This is a genomic window from Citrobacter sp. RHBSTW-00570 (assembly GCF_013739755.1).
In the GTDB taxonomy this organism is placed as follows: Bacteria; Pseudomonadota; Gammaproteobacteria; order Enterobacterales; family Enterobacteriaceae; genus Citrobacter; species Citrobacter braakii.
Genome location: NZ_CP056399.1, coordinates 3,950,311 through 3,968,699, shown reverse-complemented (window position 1 = coordinate 3,968,699; position 18,389 = coordinate 3,950,311). Strand labels below are relative to the sequence as shown.

The window sequence follows — 18,389 nt, the reverse complement described above, 5'->3', positions numbered from 1 at the left end:
CATGAGGAAGGGGCCAAATCGTCGCGATCGCGGCGCGAAAACCACCATTATCCGCCGACAAATCAAAAAGAATCATGCAGGTCATCATGGGGGAGCGTGGAAGGTGGCATTTGCTGACTTTACGCTGGCGATGATGGCGTTGTTTATGACGTTGTGGATTGTGAACAGCGTCAGTAAAGCTGACCGCGAAAATATCGTGGCGGCGCTGCATGGTCAGTCAATCTTTAACGGTGGCGGTATGGCGCCGTTAAATAAGCTGGGCAAGCAGCCGATAGCGCCGGGAGCGCAGAAGAAAAACGTCACGCGCAACAAACTCGATAAAACCGTCAACCCGCAGGAGACGGCGAAAATTACGGAAGAGAACGCGAAAAAGGCGCTGGATGTGAATGAAAAAGCGGTGCTGCTGAAACAAAAATCAGCCCGCGAATTGGGCGAACTGGCGACCGACATTAACGTTATCGCCCGCAATGCGCATATGGAAACTAACCTTGAGATGGAGATTGTTCCTCAGGGGCTGCGCGTACTGATTAAAGATGACCAGAATCGCAATATGTTTGAACGCGGTAGCGCCAGGATTATGCCGTTCTTTAAATCGCTGCTGGTCGAACTGACTCCCGTGTTTGACTCGCTGGATAACAAGATAATCATCACCGGGCATACAGACGCGATGAGCTATAAGAGTAACATTTACAACAACTGGAACCTCTCCGGCGACCGCGCTTTGTCGGCGCGACGCGTGCTGGAGGATGCCGGAATGCCGCAGAATAAAGTCATGCAGGTCAGCGCGATGGCGGACCAAATGCTGCTGGATGCGAAAAACCCGGAAAGTGCCGGGAACCGTCGCATTGAGATCATGGTGCTGACGCAAAGCGCTTCCGATACGTTGTATCAATATTTTGGCCAGCAGGGAGAGAAGGTTGTGCAACCGCTGGTGGATAAGCTGGACAAGCAAAAGCAAGTGACTTCTTTACGTCAGCAATCTGCTCCCGTCACTCATTAATTCTGTTCCCGTCCCCCACGCAATGTGGGGGCAATTTATTCCTCAGGAAGGCAATGTGATAGATGTAACCCATATTATTCCATTGGAGATTCATACTGATAACGTCACCGATGTAGCCTGTCAGGGGGCGCATTTCGACAAGGTTTCAGGTATCTGGTACACCGAACCCCACGAGCTAAACGGGGCGCTTCGTGACTATGTCTACGAGACCGACAATTTTAATATTGTCGCGCCGTACTCTCTGGTGATTACCTCGAAGATGCACTGCTGGAGCTGCCACCAAATTACCCGCATCCATGGCGTGATGTTTACCCGCTTTATTAAGAAAAATCAGGATGGTCAGGGCTGGCAGTCGGTCAGGCGTAACAGCTTTTTGTTCCACATTAATTCTCTGCCTGAAGAGATAAAAAAGAGCATCAAAGCCAGCAATTACTACCTCGATAAAAGTAAAACCACCGGGCTACGTTACTGGATGAATCACTGTGAAATTTGTGGTGAACGTCTGGGCGACTACGAACTTTTCTGCGTTGAAAATGATGCCTTCCGGCTGATGACAATCGAAAAACTGCTGCGGGCAAATGTTCGCAAAGTGAATAAACTGTTTGTCAGTACGGCGGGTAATCCCGCAGAACATACGAAAAAGGATATTGTGCGTTACCTGTGCGATGCCCGCTTCGTCATGAATGGTCCGGCGTAAGGAATAATCATACTTCTCACACTATAAAAATACTGTATACTTAAACAGTGTTGTGGGAGGCGAGTAATGCGCAAAATCATACATGTTGATATGGACTGCTTTTTCGCAGCGGTGGAAATGCGCGATAACCCCGCTCTGCGTGACATTCCCATTGCCATCGGCGGCAGCCGGGAGCGCCGGGGGGTTATCAGTACAGCCAATTACCCGGCGCGCAAATTTGGCGTGCGTAGCGCGATGCCAACGGGAATGGCGTTAAAGCTATGCCCGCATCTTACCTTATTACCCGGTCGCTACGAGGCCTACAAAGAAGCCTCCCGCCAGATTCAGGCGATTTTCTCCCGCTATACCTCGCTGATTGAACCCCTGTCGCTGGATGAAGCCTATCTGGATGTAACCGACAGCACCTACTGCCACGGTTCTGCCACGCTGATCGCCCAGGAGATCCGCCAGACGATTTTTAACGAGCTGCAGCTAACCGCTTCTGCCGGGATTGCGCCGGTTAAATTTCTGGCAAAAATAGCCTCCGATCTCAACAAGCCCAACGGGCAATATGTGATTACCCCTGCCGATGTTCCTGAATTTCTCAAAACGTTACCGCTAGGCAAAATTCCCGGCGTCGGCAAAGTCTCCGCCGCGAAGCTGGAATCAATGGGATTGCGTACCTGCGAGGATGTTCAAAAATACGACCTGGCAATGCTGCTCAAACGTTTTGGTAAGTTTGGTCGCGTGCTGTGGGAGCGAAGCCAGGGCATTGACGAGCGGGACGTTAACAACGACAGACTGCGCAAATCCGTCGGCGTGGAGCGCACGCTGGCGGAAGATATTCATGAGTGGTCAGAGTGTGAGGCGATTATTGAGCGGCTTTATCCCGAACTGGAACGGCGTCTGGCCAAGGTAAAGCCGGATCTCCTTATCGCTCGCCAGGGGATAAAACTCAAGTTTAATGATTTTCAGCAGACCACGCAGGAGCACGTCTGGCCGCGCTTAAATAAAGATGACTTAATTGCGACGGCGCGTAAAACCTGGGAAGAACGTCGGGGAGGGCGAGGCGTGAGGCTGGTGGGATTACACGTCACGCTGCTGGATCCCCAACTGGAAAGACAGCTGCTGTTGGGGCTGTGACTCTGATGGATTGCCGGATAAGCGTAGCGCCATCCGGCATTTAGCGCAGGATCTTACTTCGCCGGAATAGACTTCAGCAGTTCAGTCAGCAGCGTCCAGTAGTGACCAACGCTTTCGATATGAACCTGCTCATCCGGGGAGTGCGGACCGGTGATGGTTGGCCCGATGGAAACCATGTCCATTTCCGGATACGGTTTCTTGAACAGACCACATTCCAGACCGGCGTGAATGATCTGGATGTTTGGCGTTTTGTTGAACAGACGCTGGTAGGTTTCGCGAACCAGGTGCATAACCGGAGAGTTAGCATCCGGCTGCCAGCCTGGGTATCCGCCTTTGGCCTGGGTTTTCGCGCCAGCCAGTTTACCCAGTGAATCCAGCATGCTTACCACGTAGTCTTTACCGCTGTCGATCAGGGAACGGATCAGGCAGTGAATTTCAACGTTGTCGTCAGTCATGGTTACAACGCCGACGTTCAGGGAGGTTTCTACCACGCCTTTGGCTACGTCGGAGTTGCGGATAACACCGTTCGGGGTGGCGTTCAGCAGACGTACGAAGCTGTCGCGAGACTGAGTGGTCAGCGCGGCTTTGTCGTGAGTAACGGCATCCAGCAGCAGAGCCAGGTTCTTCTCTTTGGCTTCCAGTTCGTTTTTCAGGATTTCCTGGTAGGTGTTGACCAGCGCTTTTAACGCATCAACTTTATCTGCCGCCACGGCGAGGGTGGCAAAGGCTTCACGCGGAATTGCGTTGCGCAGCGTACCGCCGTTGAAATCAACCAGACGCAGATCCAGCTCTTCAGCGTGACCCGCCAGGAAGCGTACCAGCAGCTTGTTAGCGTTACCGAGACCAACGTGGATTTCGCCACCGGAGTGACCGCCTTTCAGGCCTTTCAACGTCAGCTTAAAGCTCTGGAAGCCAGCCGGGATTGCTTCACGGGACAGCGGCAGGTTAGAGGTGAAGTCGATACCGCCTGCGCAACCCATATAGATCTCACCTTCTTCTTCAGAGTCGGTGTTGATCAGGATATCTGCCTGCAGCCAGTTAGCCTGCAGACCAAACGCGCCATCCATACCTGCTTCTTCGGTCATGGTCAGCAGCACTTCGAGCGGACCGTGTACCACGTTGTCATCAGCCAGAACGGCCAGTGCGGACGCCATACCGATGCCGTTATCCGCACCCAGCGTGGTGCCACGGGCTTTTACCCATTCGCCGTCAATATAAGGCTGGATAGGATCTTTAGTGAAGTCATGCACGGTGTCGTTATTTTTCTGCGGGACCATATCCAGGTGCGCTTGCAGAACGACCGGCTTGCGGTTTTCCATTCCTGCGGTAGCGGGTTTGCGAATCAGGATATTACCGACCTGATCGCGCTCGACGTGGAAACCTTTCTCTTGGGCCCAGCTCAGAATGTGTTCAGCGAGCTGCTCTTCATGGTAGGACGGATGAGGAATAGAACAGATTTTGGCAAAAATATCCCACAGCGGTTGCGGGGATAACTGAGACAGTTCAGACACGTTGAGTCTCCTTGGCGATGTCCTACAAAACTTGCTTGCAGGCCACAGGGTTAGCAGAATTAAAAACATCACAAGTCAGGCTTGCGCGATGCGATTGAGAATACCACTTTCTCCGCTGACGGCTAGCATAAAGCATGCAAAAAGAGGCGCGGATTCCGCGAAACACTGGTTTTTAGTGCGTCAGATCTCTATAATCTCGCGCAACCTATTTCCCCCTCGAACACTTTTTAAGCCGTAGATAAACAGGCTGGGACACTTCACATGAGCGAAAAATACGTCGTCACCTGGGACATGTTGCAGATCCATGCACGTAAACTGGCAAGCCGCCTGATGCCTTCTGAACAATGGAAAGGCATTATTGCCGTTAGCCGTGGTGGTCTGGTGCCGGGCGCATTGCTGGCGCGTGAATTGGGTATTCGTCATGTCGATACCGTATGCATCTCCAGCTACGATCACGACAACCAGCGCGAACTGAAAGTGCTGAAGCGTGCCGAAGGCGACGGTGAAGGTTTCATCGTAATTGATGACCTGGTTGACACCGGTGGTACCGCCGTAGCGATTCGCGAAATGTACCCTAAAGCGCATTTCGTCACTATTTTCGCTAAGCCGGCAGGTCGCCCGCTGGTGAATGATTATGTTGTTGATATCCCTCAGGATACCTGGATTGAGCAGCCGTGGGATATGGGCGTAGTGTTCGTTCCGCCGATCTCGGGTCGCTAATCTAAAAAGTTTTCAACGCCCGCACTGTCGGGCGTTGTTCTTTTTGTGCTGTGTCAGGTTACACTATGCCTTAGTGAGTACTCATGGAGGCTGCAATCATGTCACAGGCTAACCTCAGCGAAGTCCTGTTTAAACCCCGCTTCAAACACCCTGAAACGTCAACGCTGGTTCGTCGTTTTAATCACGGCGCGCAGCCGTCCGTACAATCGACCCTGGATGGCAAAACCATCCCGCACTGGTACCGTATGGTGAACCGCCTGATGTGGATCTGGCGTGGCGTCGATCCGCGCGAAATCCTCGAAGTGCAGGCACGTATCGTCATGAGCGAAGCCGAACGCACCGATAAAGAGCTTTACGACACGGTTATCGGCTATCGCGGCGGAAACTGGATTTACGAGTGGGCGAAGCAGGCGATGGACTGGCAACAGAAAGCCTCTATGGAAGAGGATCCGCAGGTGAGCGGACGCCACTGGCTGCATGCTTCCACGCTCTATAACATCGCCGCTTATCCGCACTTAAAAGGCGATGAGCTGGCAGAGCAGGCGCAGGCTCTGGCCAATCGCGCCTATGAAGAGGCCGCACAGCGTCTGCCGGGCACGCTGCGTGAGATGGAATTTGCCGTTACCGGCGGCGCGCCGATTACCGGCTTCCTGCATATGCCAAAAGGCGACGGTCCGTTCCCGACGGTGCTGATGTGCGGTGGCCTCGATTCCATGCAAACGGATTATTACACTCTGTATGAGCGCTACTTTGCCCCGCGCGGTATTGCCATGCTGACGCTGGATATGCCGTCGGTCGGGTTCTCGTCAAAATGGAAACTGACCCAGGACTCCAGCCTGCTGCATCAGCACGTATTAAAAGCACTGCCGAATGTTCCGTGGGTGGATCACACCCGTGTGGCAGCCTTCGGCTTCCGTTTTGGCGCCAACGTGGCGGTACGCCTGGCGTATCTGGAATCATCACGTCTGAAGGCGGTGGCCTGTTTGGGGCCGGTGGTTCATGCGCTGCTTAGCGACCCGCAGCGCCAGGCAAGCGTCCCGGAAATGTACCTTGACGTTCTGGCCAGTCGTTTGGGAATGCACGACGCATCCGATGAAGCGTTGCGCGTTGAGCTTAATCGCTATTCATTAAAAGTGCAGGGCCTGCTGGGCCGACGCTGCCCAACGCCAATGCTGTCGGGGTTCTGGAAAAACGATCCGTTTAGCCCGGAAGAGGAGTCGCGTTTAATCACTTCTTCATCTTCTGACGGTAAGTTGCTGGAGATTCCATTCAACCCGGTGTATCGCAATTTTGACAAAGGGCTGCAGGAAATAACCGGTTGGATCAATCAGAGATTGTGTTAAAAGTTTGCTAAATTTTATCGATTTGGTAAAACAGGTGCTTCACCTAAGGAGATCGTAATGACGTTACCGAGTGGGCATCCGAAAAGTAGATTGATCAAGAAATTCACCGCGCTTGGCCCGTACATCCGGGAAGGGCAGTGCGAAGATAATCGGTTTTTTTTCGATTGTCTGGCTGTTTGCGTCAATGTGAAACCCGCCCCAGAGAAACGCGAGTTTTGGGGCTGGTGGATGGAACTGGAGGCGCAGGAAAAACGCTTCACGTACAGCTACCAGTTTGGCTTGTTCGATAAAGACGGGAACTGGACTGCGGTGCCGGTGAAAGAGACTGAAGTGGTAGAGCGACTGGAATACACCTTACGTGAATTTCATGAAAAATTACGTGGGTTGTTAACGTCGCTGAATCTGGCGCTGGAGCCTGCTGACGATTTTAACGATGAACCGGTTAAATTAACGGCATAATGAACAGTAAAATGCCGGATGGCGGCGCAACCCATCCGGCATTTTTTTATGCTACATCAGAACTGATAAACCATACCGACAGCAACGATATCATCATTGTTGATGCCCAGTTTATTGTCGCTATCGAGCTGGTTGATTTTATAATCGACAAACGCGGACATATTTTTGTTGAAATAGTACGTTGCGCCAACGTCGATATAATTGACCAGATCCTCATTGCCTACGCCTTCAATATCTTTCCCTTTTGACAGCACATAACCCAGTGACGGACGCAGACCAAAGTCAAACTGGTACTGAACTACCGCTTCGAAGTTCTGTGTTTTATTGGCGAAGCCGCCGGAAATTGGCGTCATATTGCGCGTTTCAGAATAGAACGTCGCAATATAAATATCGTTAGCATCATATTTTAAACCGGTTGCCCAGGCTTCTGCTTTATCGCCAGTCCCGCGCGTTTGCAGATTCTGTTGGTTGGTACGATCGGAGTTGGTATACGCACCGCTCACCGCGAAATCGCTGCCGCCAAAATCATAGGTAACGGAAGTACCAAAACCGTCGCCATTTTGTTTTTTCACATCGCGGTCCTGATTTTTCCCCTGGTATTGCAGGGTGAGATCCAGACCATCCACGACGCCGAAGAAGTCGGTGTTACGGTAGGTCGCCAGGCCGCTGGCGCGTTTGGTCATAAAGTTATCGGTCTGCGCGGAGGAGTCGCCGCCGAATTCCGGGAACATATCGGTCCACGCTTCCACGTCGTACAGCGCGCCGAGGTTACGACCGTAATCAAACGAGCCAAGGTTTTTTAATTTCAGACCGGCAAAGGCCAGACGGGTTTTTTGCTGGTTTGAGTCGCTTTCGGCTTTATTGCCGGCGAACTCTGCTTCCCAGCGGCCATATCCCGTCAGTTCATCGTTAATTTGCGTTTCGCCTTTAAAACCTAAACGGATATAGCTCTGGTCGCCGTCTTTGCTGTCATAATCCGTCATGTAATGCATGGCTTTTACTTTGCCGTACAGGTCCAGTTTATTACCGTTCTTGTTATACACTTCCGCTGCCTGTACGGATGCCGACGCAGTAATACCCATCACCACTAATGCCAGAGTGCTCTTTTTCATTTTCATTCCTGATTAAAAGTACGCGCTAATATTCACTGGGTGTGATCCCCGTTAAAAGACAGGAGGGTTTTTAACGTCTGGTAATGAACGTTTTATGACAAAGTAAGAATATTTTTAAAAAAGGATGTTTTTTTGTTTCTGTAATAAATGCGTCAAAATCTGCCGCTACGCTTGCTGATCCTGCGCAATAAAATTTCATGCTTTGTGAGCTGGTTGTTGGCAACCGGGGCCAGTCCTGCTAAAACGTTCGTTTGATATCATTTTCCCCAATTTTGAATGGCAGAGAATCATGAGTGACAGCCAGACGCTGGTGGTAAAACTTGGCACCAGTGTGTTAACGGGCGGATCGCGCCGCCTGAACCGCGCCCATATCGTAGAACTGGTTCGCCAGTGTGCGCAGCTCCATGCCGCAGGGCATCGTATTGTTATCGTTACCTCGGGCGCGATTGCCGCCGGACGTGAGCATCTGGGTTACCCTGAGCTCCCGGCAACGATAGCCTCGAAACAGCTGTTGGCGGCGGTAGGGCAGAGCCGATTGATTCAACTGTGGGAACAGTTGTTCTCGATTTACGGTATTCACATCGGACAGATGCTGCTAACGCGTGCGGATATGGAAGACAGAGAGCGCTTCCTTAACGCCCGCGATACGCTACGCGCGCTGCTGGATAACAACATCGTTCCTGTCATTAATGAGAACGACGCCGTAGCGACCGCCGAAATTAAAGTCGGTGATAACGACAACCTTTCAGCGCTGGCGGCGATTCTGGCCGGGGCCGATAAGCTGCTGCTGCTGACCGATCAGCAAGGGCTGTTTACCGCCGATCCGCGCACCAACCCGCAGGCTGAGCTGATCAAAGACGTTCACGGTATTGATGATGCGCTGCGCGCCATTGCCGGTGATAGCGTCTCGGGTCTGGGAACCGGTGGTATGGGGACTAAACTGCAGGCCGCTGATGTTGCATGCCGCGCCGGGATTGACACCATTATTGCCGCAGGCAGCAAGCCGGGCGTAATTGGCGACGTGATGGAAGGCGTTTCCGTTGGGACGCGTTTCCATGCACAGGCCTCTCCGCTGGAGAACCGTAAACGCTGGATCTTCGGCGCACCACCTGCCGGGGAAATTACCGTTGATGAGGGGGCGACCGCAGCGATTCTGGAGCGTGGCAGTTCATTACTGCCAAAAGGCATTAAAAGCGTGACAGGCAACTTCTCTCGTGGTGAAGTGATCCGCATCTGCAATCTCGAAGGGCGCGATATTGCCCACGGCGTTACCCGCTATAACAGCGATGCGCTGCGCCGTATTGCCGGACATCACTCACAACAGATCGACACCATCCTGGGCTACGAATACGGTCCGGTTGCTGTCCATCGCGACGACATGATTACCCGTTAAGGAACAGGCATATGCTGGAACAAATGGGCATTGCTGCCAAAGCTGCGTCATACAAGCTGGCGCTGCTCTCCAGTCGCGAAAAAAACCGCGTACTGGAAACAATAGCTGATGAGCTGGAAGCGCAAACGGAAAGCATCCTCAGCGCGAACGTACAAGATGTTGAGCAAGCGCGAGCCAACGGCCTGAGCGAAGCAATGCTCGACCGCCTGGCGCTGACTCCGGCGCGTCTGAAAGCGATTGCCGACGATGTGCGTCAGGTATGTAATCTCGCTGACCCGGTCGGGCAGGTGATTGACGGCGGTCTGCTGGATAGCGGCCTGCGTCTCGAACGTCGTCGCGTTCCGCTGGGCGTGATTGGCGTGATTTATGAAGCGCGTCCAAATGTCACCGTTGACGTGGCTTCCCTGTGCCTGAAAACCGGTAATGCGGCGATTCTGCGCGGTGGGAAAGAGACGTACCGGACGAATGCGGCAACCGTGGCGGTTATCCAAAAGGCGCTGGAAGCCTGTGGTTTACCCGCTGCAGCCGTGCAGTCGATAGATAACCCGGACCGCGCGCTGGTCGCTGAAATGCTGCGTATGGATAAGTACATTGATATGCTGATCCCTCGCGGTGGCGCGGGTCTGCATAAGCTGTGCCGTGAGCAGTCGACTATCCCGGTCATCACCGGCGGCATTGGGGTTTGTCATATTTATGTTGATGATAGCGCGGAGATCGACCCGGCGCTGAAGATTATCGTCAACGCCAAAACCCAGCGTCCGAGCACCTGTAACACCGTAGAAACCCTGCTGGTGCATCAGGATATCGCTGCGCGTTTTCTGCCTGCGCTGAGCCAGCAGATGGCACAAAGCGGCGTCACGCTGCATGCCGACGACACCGCGCTGGCCACATTGCAGGCAGGGCCCGCTAACGTGGTTGCGGTGAAAGCCGAAGAGTATGACGACGAGTTTCTGTCGTTGGATCTGAACGTGAAAATCGTTACCGATCTGGACGATGCTATCACCCACATTCGCGAGCATGGGACCCAGCATTCCGATGCCATCCTGACGCGCACCCTGCGTAACGCCGATCGTTTCGTGAATGAAGTGGACTCTTCTGCCGTGTACGTTAACGCCTCTACTCGTTTTACCGATGGCGGCCAGTTCGGACTGGGGGCGGAAGTGGCTGTGAGTACGCAAAAACTGCACGCGCGTGGCCCAATGGGTCTGGAAGCACTGACCACCTATAAGTGGGTTGGCTTCGGTGACGACACGATTCGTGCGTAATTGAAAACGGGCGATGCCATAATAGGTCTATGATTTTCAGGTCTGTTAAGGCATTGCCCGGTTAATTCTACTCTTTACCCCGCTACCGCATTTGTTTTCTATCCTGTGTTTTATCATCATCCGCATCAGTCTGGTTTTTAGCCATGTGCTCCCCGGCGTCGAAAAGGCGACGTAACACAGAATTTTCCCTACCAGCATGAATTTTCTGGGTCTGTGGCTCACGTATTGTTCCTATGGTCCAATCTATTAGAATCAGTCTCATTTTTATGAGGAGTCGTTGCGTGAAATCGGATATTCACAAACATAGCATTCCTGTTGTGCCACTCGGCAACCCGTTTCCCCCCCGCCATTGTTCACTGTGTCCAAAGGGCGCGGCGATTGATCGTGATAATCAATACCGATTAATAGACAAAAGAAGGAAGTTTAAAGCGGGGGAGATACTCGCCCGGCAGGATGGAGCCGCGGACATGCTTTTTGTTATTCACGAGGGGTACTGCACGTCCAGCGTGGAATGTGGTGATAACGATTTTATCAGTCGCTTTTATGTTCCGGGAGACATCATGGCGCTGGATGCCGTTGAGGGGGGTAAGTATCTGACAACGATCAAGGCTGCAACGGCTGCGGAGGTATGTCATATCGATATTGCGCGGTTGTTCAAGGCAGCAGAAAAGGAGCCGTCGGTTGCAGCGGCAGTCATCAAGTTTCTCTGCAGGGACAATGGATTCATTGTTGAAAAACTACGGCGTTATGCCAATAAACATGCTGAGGCCAGAATCGCTGCTTTCCTCGTGGAGTTTTACGAAATGCATTTACGTATTGGTAGGCCTGAAACGACGCTTCGCTTGCCATTCTCGCGGGAGGAAATTGCCAGTTATCTCGATCTTAAAATTGAAACCGTTAGCCGCTCATTAAAATCCCTCGAACGACAAAAGTTGATTAGCTTACATCGGGTTCGTACGGTAACAATTAATAGTTATTTGGGGTTAAAAGGTTTCAGCTAACGCTATCTTTGCCGTGCGTTATTTATCTCTTGATATTCCAGGAATATTCATTTTATATGGAAAATTCCTGGTTTTATTTATGTGGAATAATTATCAATTCGAATGATAATCCTACAGGTCAGCGCTATTTTTATAAGAATATTCCCCCTTAAATAAATATTTCATGAGAATTTTCTTGTGAAGTTAAAAAATTAGCATAATTGCAACAAATAATAAGCATTACAGAGAGAGTATGTGAATGTTAATTATCTTTATGTTTTTTAAGGGTTTTACTCCTGGGGTATTTGTATGATCTTTTTGATATTTATCAAAAACATAAAAAAGATGAATTGTTTGGTTTTTATTATTTGTGTGGATAATAATTCTAAAAATGTACATATTTTAAGTAATTATATCTTAGGAAACTTCTTAGATAATGTTTTTTATAGGAAAATTCTTAGTTTTTTGTAATTTTTACGTTTCAGGGTTTGTTGAGATGTTACTTAATCCAAATGATAATTTTTTGGCGCGGCAATTCTGGCTCGCAATTAATGGAACCGCTGGAGTGACTTAATAATAAGACTCGGTGGTGAGTTTGTTCTTAGGAGAAGATAAAATGAAAAAAATATTATTAGTAACATCTCTGGCTTCTGTATTTGTTGCAGCAAATGCAATGGCAGATGTTACTGCTTCTGCAACAGCCTCGTGGGACGCGACGGCAACGAAAGATACCACCAGCATGTTGGTTGTCACCCCGCTGAACTCTTTAACTTTCCAGTATGCTGAAGGGCTGAATGCCTTCAACTCTCAGGACGGTGCTTTTGATGTGACGATTCAGGGTCAGGAGACGGCAACTGATTTTGAGCTGACTGCTCAGATTATTAGTAACACTCTGATCAACGCCAGTGGTGATGCTTCTACCCTGAACGTAGGGGTGGCATGGAATGGCACTGCGCTGACTAATTCATCAGATACTGTCCTTGTTAACTCCAGCTCCACTTCTGGTCTTGAAAGCTTGATGGCTGATGGCGCTTATAACGGTGCCGATCGTGTCAGCGATCAATCCAACTTCAAATTCACCATCGCGTCAGCGACTTCTGATGGTAGTCAGACAGTAGCAGATTACTCCGCACTGCCAGACGGCTATTGGACTGGCGATGTAAAAGTACAGTTCAATGCAACCTGGACGACTCCGTCTGCCTAAGTAATAAAAATTCGGGAGAATTTGTTCTCCCGAATTTATCAGGAATGGTGTCATGAAAAAATATTTACCGGCAGCGATGTTGGTAGGGTTAGTAGCATCTTTTCCCGGATGGGCAATTAATGTTGGTGAAATCACATCGATCATGACTTCTGCTGAGAGTTCATTATCGAAAGAAATTATCAATACGACAGATGCGGCGCGTTATGTCAGTGTTTCGGTAAAACAATTGTCATCACCTTTGGCGGGGGGAATCGAAATAAAGCCCGTTAATTCCGGAGAATTACTCTCTACACCTGCCAATCTTATTCTTCCTGGCCAGGCGAAGGATGTATTTCGTTTCTTTTATAAAGGACCTGCAGATGATGTCGAGCGTTATTATCGTCTGCAATGGATAGATGAGCCGGTCACCGAGAGCGCGGAAACCCGGGCGAATAAAATGGCTGTTGCAACAGCGTCGGCTGAAATTGGCACTATCCTGGTAGTCGCGCCGCGCAAGGAGCGTTTTGAATATAGCCGAAATGGCGATGTTATTACCAATACCGGCAATGTATCGTTTCGTGTGATCGCTTATGGGGCTTGTAAAGATAAGGCTCGCGAGCGGGGGCGAGGCTGTCGCGAACGTTATTACATTATGCCGGGTACAAAAATAAAATTACAGTTTACCGACATTAGTAATAGCCGTTCACACATCGGTATCTGGCACGGTAAGCAGTTTATTACAGTGAAGTGATGGTCAATAGCAGGGATAAATAAAATTACCGGAATGTAAGGATGCAGATGACAACAACAAATATTGTCGGCGGTAGCATTTGTCTTTTTCTTGCGCTGACACCAGGATTTTCACATGCAGCCCCAGTAAAAGTGGGTAATTATGTTATCCCCAGCGCTTTCGCCCGTTCACTGGAGCAGGGAATGACGGTGCCGGTATATATTCGTTACAACGAGACTGACGAGAAAAGTCAGCAAAAAGTTGCCGATGCGGTGATTTCCCTTGTTGATGGCAATATTACGGTTAAAGCCCTGACTCTTGCTGAATTGCCCAATAATGCCGTGTTATCTGGAAAAACCCGCGCGTTGGTGGAAAAAATTCGTGATGTGAAGTTTCACGATAACACCAATATCGAGCTATCGAATGATGCACGTCTGCAACTCAACGTCTCCTCATTTCACCTGGAGATGATTGTCAGCAAAGATGCGTTAACTGAAGCGATTGTCGCACGCAGCAGCCTGCTTGGACCTTCCAGCGTGGAGACTCTCTCTAACGTCCTGAACTATAACTTTGGCACCTACTACAACGATTATCATAACGGCAGCAGTACCCGCAGCTATCTGACGATGGACAATACAACATCGCTGCGTGAACACCATGTCAACATTAACGGTTCGTTTTACGGCATAGGCGACAGCAACAGCACCAGTAAACTCTATCGCGCGATGTATGAGCGTGATTATGACGGATATCGACTGGCGCTCGGGATGCTCGACACCTGGAATGTCCAGTCTATTGCCAGCCTGAATGCGCTGAATGGTGGGAAAATTTACGGCGTAAGCTACGGAAACAAAGGAAGTACGGTTGTTGAGAATACCTCGCTTTCGCTCACGCCAATTACCGTATTTTTGCCAGCCGCTGGCGAGGTTCATGTATTTCGTGACGGGCGTTTGCTCAGCGTACAGAACTTTAATATGGGCAGTTATGAAATTGATACCAGTCGTTTTCCGTATGGTGTTTATGATGTCACGGTAGATATCGTGGTCAATGGCCGGACAATTAATAGTCGTATCAGTCGGGTTAATAAAATCTTTGCCCGCCAGCAGGCAGCTGGAATTGATCAGCTCTCATGGCAACTGTTTGGTGGCTCACTGGATTATGACCGTGTGAGCTATAAGCGAAACCACTATCAGGATTTAGGCAATGAGCAGACCTGGATTGCCGGCGGTGCCGCATCGGTGACGTTGGCGATATTGTCGGGGCTGGGCCTGAAATCTACGCTCTACGGTTTTGGCAACAATACGGTTAATGAAACGGATGTCACACTCAATGTGAATGAATACGTAAGCATTGGCAATCAGACGCTGGTAGCGAACGATTCGTCATGGCGAAACATCAGTAATATCAATCTCAATATCCCCGAGGGATATGGTTCCCTTTGGGCATCTCGTGAAGACAGTAAAATTGGCGACCGTCTGCCCATGCAGGAGCGTGACAATTATTCCATTGGTGGCACTCTTAACCTCGGGAAGTTTATTCCTCATGGCGGCTCGCTTACCGTGAGTCAGACGGAGAATCGCTACTCGGGAAATAAATACCGTAACCTGGACTACAGCACAAACCTTTATTCAGGCAAGTATGCCACGGTTGGGTTGCGCGCAGGTATTCAGCGTTATTACTACAACAACCGGAATGACGATGGGCGACAGGAACGTTATGTCAGCCTGGATTTATCGTTGCCGTTGGCGTCCTGGATGAGCATGGGCGTCTCCCGGGATCGCTATGGCAGCACTCAGGGTAATCTCAGCGCGCGCAAGCAGTATGCTGAAGGCCCCATTAAATCTGTCGGATTGTCGGCTTCGACACGCCTGAGTGGCGAGCAGTATTACGACAATAATTATTCGGTAAACGGCAATCTGAGTTATGACACGAAATATAACGCCGGCACCGTATCGGTAACGCGTTCTGCGGACAACTCAACCAATATGAACTTCTCTTCTCAAGGTTCCCTGGCGTGGGCAGGAAAAGATTTCGGTCTGAGTAAAGAGAGGCAAAGGTCAGGCATTATTGTGAAAACCGATTTAACCGGCGAAGGGAAACTGGCTGCGAAGATTAATAACCGAAATTATCTTCTCAGCGGTAAATCAAATTTCATTGCACTGCCGCCTTATGCTCAGTACAAGCTGGAGATCCTCAATGATAAAAACTCTGAAGACAGCTTTGATATTGTTTCAGGGCGCAAACAGGAACTGACGCTATATCCGGGTAACGTGGGTGTTATCAACCCTGAAGTGAAAAGTATGGTCACCGTATTCGGGCGTATTCGTTATCCCGATGGGCAGTTGGCTGCAAACACCGATATTCATAATCACATCGGTAAAACGCGTACGGATGAAAAAGGGGAGTTTGCTATCGATATCGATAAGAAATATCCGGTCATCACGTTAATTTCAGCCAATGGCAGCCTATGCGAAGCCGATCTCGATTTGGAAAAAGCACGTGGCGCAGCGTGGGTTGGTGATGTGAAATGTTCCACGCAAACCACGATGGCGCAGAGGTAATAAAATGAAAGTATTAATTAAAGTAGCTACTGTAATCTGTGCCGTGGGGAGTTTCACGCCTGCGCCTGCTTTGGCTTTAAATGCTGTATCTTCCGGCTCAGTCAGTAATAACTATTTGTTTATTGAAAATGCCATTGATAGTGAATACTTTATCACCCCCTCCGCACTCGACCCTCGTTTCAGCGGTTCAAACACGTGGATAAAATACGGTACCTCTCAGGTAAGTCTCGGGTATTTAGGTTTTGTCATCTGGACTGCGCCAGGAAATTATTATCAGGACATGTGGATTGATAATTCCCCGATTAACGGGCCTTTTCGGGGGATCCGTTGTTATAGCGGCAGCCAGTGTCCATCAACTGGGTTTATTGCCGGGCAAGGCACTGATAAAAACGGTTTTTATCATGCGCAGGTGGGATCTGTCGCAGGTGTTATTGGTGGTGCCTACGGATTCGCTTCCCTGACGGATACTGCCTATGAGTACTTTCGCAATGTGCCTACCGGTAGCAGCGAAACCTATGTGTTCAACCGTTGTTATACTTCCGTTGATTATGATTATTCTTCCGGGCAACGTTGCAAAGATCAATCGAAAGGATTATGGAATTACGTCAATTATACGTTAACCAAACGCGGTCATCTGTCACTGGTATCGACTAATGCATTTCAGGAGCTTTGGGTTGCCAGCGACGGTACGCCGAGCATCACCAAAGACACTGGTTATTGCGAGCTTGGCGTGGTTAACGGCGAAGACGGCGTGATTTGCAAAATGGTAAATTATAACCTGCAACAAACCGCCAATCTGACCGCCTCTCTGACGTTTCGCGCTTATGTCGACACGGCGATGCTTGGTTTTACGCCTGGACCGGCCACCGTGAAATACTCCGGGAATGGTTCAAACTGGTATAACTATGGTACTTCAACTGCTTATTACAACGTTTTCACGACCTCTGGAGAGTACATATATATTTTTCTGTCAAAAGTATTCCTGAAAAAACTCGTCGATTCAGGAATCAGCATTACTAACACTCAACCGTTTACCTTCGGTTTTTATAATGGCTTAACACCTGAGTCAGGGCACTACCAGTTTACGCCTTCGCTACAGATCAATATTGTGCCGAAGGAGTATGGGATCAGTATCGTCTCTTCAGACAACACCGCTTCTGCGAGCGGCAGTGGCACGATTGGCGACGCCGCTCCTATAGAAATAGATTACACCGTGACAGTCTCCGGTCCTCGTCAGGCTGATAGCATTACCGCGCAAGTTATTGGAGAAAGTACGACGATAAACAGTGTGCCTTACTGTCTGTTTACCTCCCCTCAAGGCGGGCTGTCAGTCCCAATCCCCGCCTTTCTGCAGTACAACAGTCAGTCGGGGGGCGTGGTGAAGAAACGAAATAGCTGTAGTGAAGCAGCAATCAATATGAGCGATGCGCAGTGGCAACAGACGCCCTGGGACGCAAATAACAATGATGATGGAAGCTACTATACTACGGATTTAAAATTGCTTTTCCCAATGAATGATTCACGGTCGATGTTAACTGTTTCCGGAACAGATTGGGAAGGTGTCGTCAGTGCCAGTGGAGAGATAAAAGTCACGGCGAATTGGGTGGGAGTGACGCCATGAACCGCTGCCGTTTGGTGTTTAGATGGGGATTTATCTTACTTTCCGGGTTGACTATATTCTCCGCACAGGCTGTCTACCTGGAGTCGACCATTTATGAGATGCCATCGGATAAATCATTTATCAGCAAACGGATCTATAACGATAGCCAGAAACAGAATTTGTACAGTATTGGCGCAGTAAAAATTGATAAGCCTGGACCGGGAGGTGAAAACAGAAGTGCCATTGCTGAAGGCGAACTTCTGTTTACGCCGCTGAATTTTTCACTGGCTCCGCAGGCGGGTGAGTTTTTTAAGATTTTCTACCGTGGACCGCAGGATGATAAAGAACGCTATTACCGAATTCTGTTTCGTGAAATGCCGATAACGCTGTTTACCGAGCGTAATCAAGGGAAAGGAGGGCAGGCTCTCCCGGTGATCGCTATGGACACCATATTGGTTGTTCGCCCGAGAAAAATGAATCTGGCCTACACCATTGATGAGGCAAACGGAACACTGAAAAATACCGGGAATACTTTTTTTAAAATCATCGTACATCTGGGGTGCAACTCAACTGATGATGAAGCCACCATGCGTTATGTGTTGCCGGGTGAAACCTGGCGTAGTAGCGAATTGAAATCAAAAAACCGGAAATTTATCGTTGCATTGCAGAAATACATACCAGTAGGTCAGGGGTGCTTCAAACTCAATCAATAG

General features: G+C 49.8%; 16 protein-coding genes. 14 read left to right on the top strand and 2 right to left on the bottom strand.

The window, feature by feature from the left end:
• Position 1: 1 nt before the first annotated feature.
• The 3 genes from lafU to dinB all read left to right on the top strand — a co-directional run bounded on the left by lafU (position 2) and on the right by dinB (position 2,819).
• Positions 2-1,000 carry a putative lateral flagellar export/assembly protein LafU gene (gene lafU / locus HV237_RS18895; RefSeq protein WP_016151860.1) on the top strand — a complete coding sequence of 333 codons (999 nt, stop codon included), beginning with the start codon at positions 2-4 and terminating at the stop codon, positions 998-1,000.
• A 55-nt stretch (positions 1,001-1,055) separates the two neighbouring features.
• The gene (locus tag HV237_RS18890; RefSeq protein ID WP_047357631.1) at positions 1,056-1,697 is read left to right on the top strand and encodes a hypothetical protein; all 642 of its coding nucleotides are present in this window, start codon (positions 1,056-1,058) and stop codon (positions 1,695-1,697) included.
• Between the two features lie 66 nt (positions 1,698-1,763).
• Complete coding sequence (gene dinB, locus HV237_RS18885) at positions 1,764-2,819, top strand: DNA polymerase IV (RefSeq protein WP_047357632.1); 1,056 nt, start codon at positions 1,764-1,766, stop codon at positions 2,817-2,819.
• Between the two features lie 53 nt (positions 2,820-2,872).
• Here dinB and pepD read toward each other — a convergent pair whose 3' ends face one another.
• Positions 2,873-4,330, bottom strand: coding sequence for a cytosol nonspecific dipeptidase (pepD, locus tag HV237_RS18880; protein ID WP_016151863.1), 1,458 nt, complete (start codon positions 4,328-4,330; stop codon positions 2,873-2,875).
• 261 nt (positions 4,331-4,591) lie between these two features.
• On the opposite strand from pepD, the gene gpt reads away from it, so the two are divergent.
• The 3 genes from gpt (at position 4,592) to crl (ending at position 6,852) form a co-directional block, all read left to right on the top strand.
• The gene (gene gpt, locus HV237_RS18875) at positions 4,592-5,050 is read left to right on the top strand and encodes a xanthine phosphoribosyltransferase (protein ID WP_003031380.1); all 459 of its coding nucleotides are present in this window, start codon (positions 4,592-4,594) and stop codon (positions 5,048-5,050) included.
• A 98-nt stretch (positions 5,051-5,148) separates the two neighbouring features.
• Positions 5,149-6,393, top strand: a complete 1,245-nt coding sequence (frsA, locus tag HV237_RS18870) for an esterase FrsA (protein WP_016155767.1) — start codon at positions 5,149-5,151, stop codon at positions 6,391-6,393.
• A 57-nt stretch (positions 6,394-6,450) separates the two neighbouring features.
• On the top strand, positions 6,451-6,852 hold the full coding sequence (crl, locus tag HV237_RS18865; protein WP_016151866.1) for a sigma factor-binding protein Crl: 402 nt from the start codon (positions 6,451-6,453) through the stop codon (positions 6,850-6,852).
• A gap of 56 nt (positions 6,853-6,908) precedes the next feature.
• Here crl and phoE read toward each other — a convergent pair whose 3' ends face one another.
• Positions 6,909-7,964 carry a phosphoporin PhoE gene (phoE, locus tag HV237_RS18860; protein ID WP_016151867.1) on the bottom strand — a complete coding sequence of 352 codons (1,056 nt, stop codon included), beginning with the start codon at positions 7,962-7,964 and terminating at the stop codon, positions 6,909-6,911.
• 289 nt (positions 7,965-8,253) lie between these two features.
• Here phoE and proB point away from each other — a divergent pair, with 289 nt between their 5' ends.
• From proB to HV237_RS18820, 8 genes are all read left to right on the top strand, one after another.
• Positions 8,254-9,357 carry a glutamate 5-kinase gene (proB, locus tag HV237_RS18855; protein WP_003031373.1) on the top strand — a complete coding sequence of 368 codons (1,104 nt, stop codon included), beginning with the start codon at positions 8,254-8,256 and terminating at the stop codon, positions 9,355-9,357.
• Positions 9,358-9,368: 11 nt separating this feature from the next.
• Complete coding sequence (gene proA, locus HV237_RS18850; RefSeq protein WP_016151868.1) at positions 9,369-10,622, top strand: glutamate-5-semialdehyde dehydrogenase; 1,254 nt, start codon at positions 9,369-9,371, stop codon at positions 10,620-10,622.
• Between the two features lie 281 nt (positions 10,623-10,903).
• Complete coding sequence (locus tag HV237_RS18845; protein WP_047357633.1) at positions 10,904-11,623, top strand: Crp/Fnr family transcriptional regulator; 720 nt, start codon at positions 10,904-10,906, stop codon at positions 11,621-11,623.
• A gap of 595 nt (positions 11,624-12,218) precedes the next feature.
• Positions 12,219-12,806, top strand: a complete 588-nt coding sequence (locus HV237_RS18840; protein ID WP_046276283.1) for a common pilus major fimbrillin subunit EcpA — start codon at positions 12,219-12,221, stop codon at positions 12,804-12,806.
• Positions 12,807-12,858: 52 nt separating this feature from the next.
• Positions 12,859-13,536 carry a hypothetical protein gene (locus HV237_RS18835; RefSeq protein ID WP_047357634.1) on the top strand — a complete coding sequence of 226 codons (678 nt, stop codon included), beginning with the start codon at positions 12,859-12,861 and terminating at the stop codon, positions 13,534-13,536.
• A gap of 47 nt (positions 13,537-13,583) precedes the next feature.
• A complete protein-coding gene (locus tag HV237_RS18830; protein ID WP_047357655.1) occupies positions 13,584-16,076 on the top strand; it encodes a CS1-pili formation C-terminal domain-containing protein in 2,493 nt (830 codons plus the stop codon).
• Between the two features lie 4 nt (positions 16,077-16,080).
• On the top strand, positions 16,081-17,697 hold the full coding sequence (locus tag HV237_RS18825) for a hypothetical protein (RefSeq protein WP_046276285.1): 1,617 nt from the start codon (positions 16,081-16,083) through the stop codon (positions 17,695-17,697).
• The gene (locus HV237_RS18820) at positions 17,694-18,389 is read left to right on the top strand and encodes a fimbria/pilus periplasmic chaperone (protein WP_047357635.1); all 696 of its coding nucleotides are present in this window, start codon (positions 17,694-17,696) and stop codon (positions 18,387-18,389) included. The genes HV237_RS18825 and HV237_RS18820 overlap by 4 nt, the downstream gene beginning before the upstream one ends.

What these genes read in the sequence shown, in the direction of transcription:
- lafU (WP_016151860.1), top strand. Translation starts at nt 2, where the DNA reads ATGAGGAAGGGGCCAAATCGTCGCGATCGCGGCGCGAAAACCACCATT.
- dinB (WP_047357632.1), top strand. Translation starts at nt 1,764, where the DNA reads ATGCGCAAAATCATACATGTTGATATGGACTGCTTTTTCGCAGCGGTG.
- gpt (WP_003031380.1), top strand. Translation starts at nt 4,592, where the DNA reads ATGAGCGAAAAATACGTCGTCACCTGGGACATGTTGCAGATCCATGCA.
- frsA (WP_016155767.1), top strand. Translation starts at nt 5,149, where the DNA reads ATGTCACAGGCTAACCTCAGCGAAGTCCTGTTTAAACCCCGCTTCAAA.
- crl (WP_016151866.1), top strand. Translation starts at nt 6,451, where the DNA reads ATGACGTTACCGAGTGGGCATCCGAAAAGTAGATTGATCAAGAAATTC.
- phoE (WP_016151867.1), bottom strand. Translation starts at nt 7,964, where the DNA reads ATGAAAAAGAGCACTCTGGCATTAGTGGTGATGGGTATTACTGCGTCG.
- proB (WP_003031373.1), top strand. Translation starts at nt 8,254, where the DNA reads ATGAGTGACAGCCAGACGCTGGTGGTAAAACTTGGCACCAGTGTGTTA.
- proA (WP_016151868.1), top strand. Translation starts at nt 9,369, where the DNA reads ATGCTGGAACAAATGGGCATTGCTGCCAAAGCTGCGTCATACAAGCTG.
- HV237_RS18840 (WP_046276283.1), top strand. Translation starts at nt 12,219, where the DNA reads ATGAAAAAAATATTATTAGTAACATCTCTGGCTTCTGTATTTGTTGCA.
- HV237_RS18835 (WP_047357634.1), top strand. Translation starts at nt 12,859, where the DNA reads ATGAAAAAATATTTACCGGCAGCGATGTTGGTAGGGTTAGTAGCATCT.
- HV237_RS18830 (WP_047357655.1), top strand. Translation starts at nt 13,584, where the DNA reads ATGACAACAACAAATATTGTCGGCGGTAGCATTTGTCTTTTTCTTGCG.
- HV237_RS18825 (WP_046276285.1), top strand. Translation starts at nt 16,081, where the DNA reads ATGAAAGTATTAATTAAAGTAGCTACTGTAATCTGTGCCGTGGGGAGT.
- HV237_RS18820 (WP_047357635.1), top strand. Translation starts at nt 17,694, where the DNA reads ATGAACCGCTGCCGTTTGGTGTTTAGATGGGGATTTATCTTACTTTCC.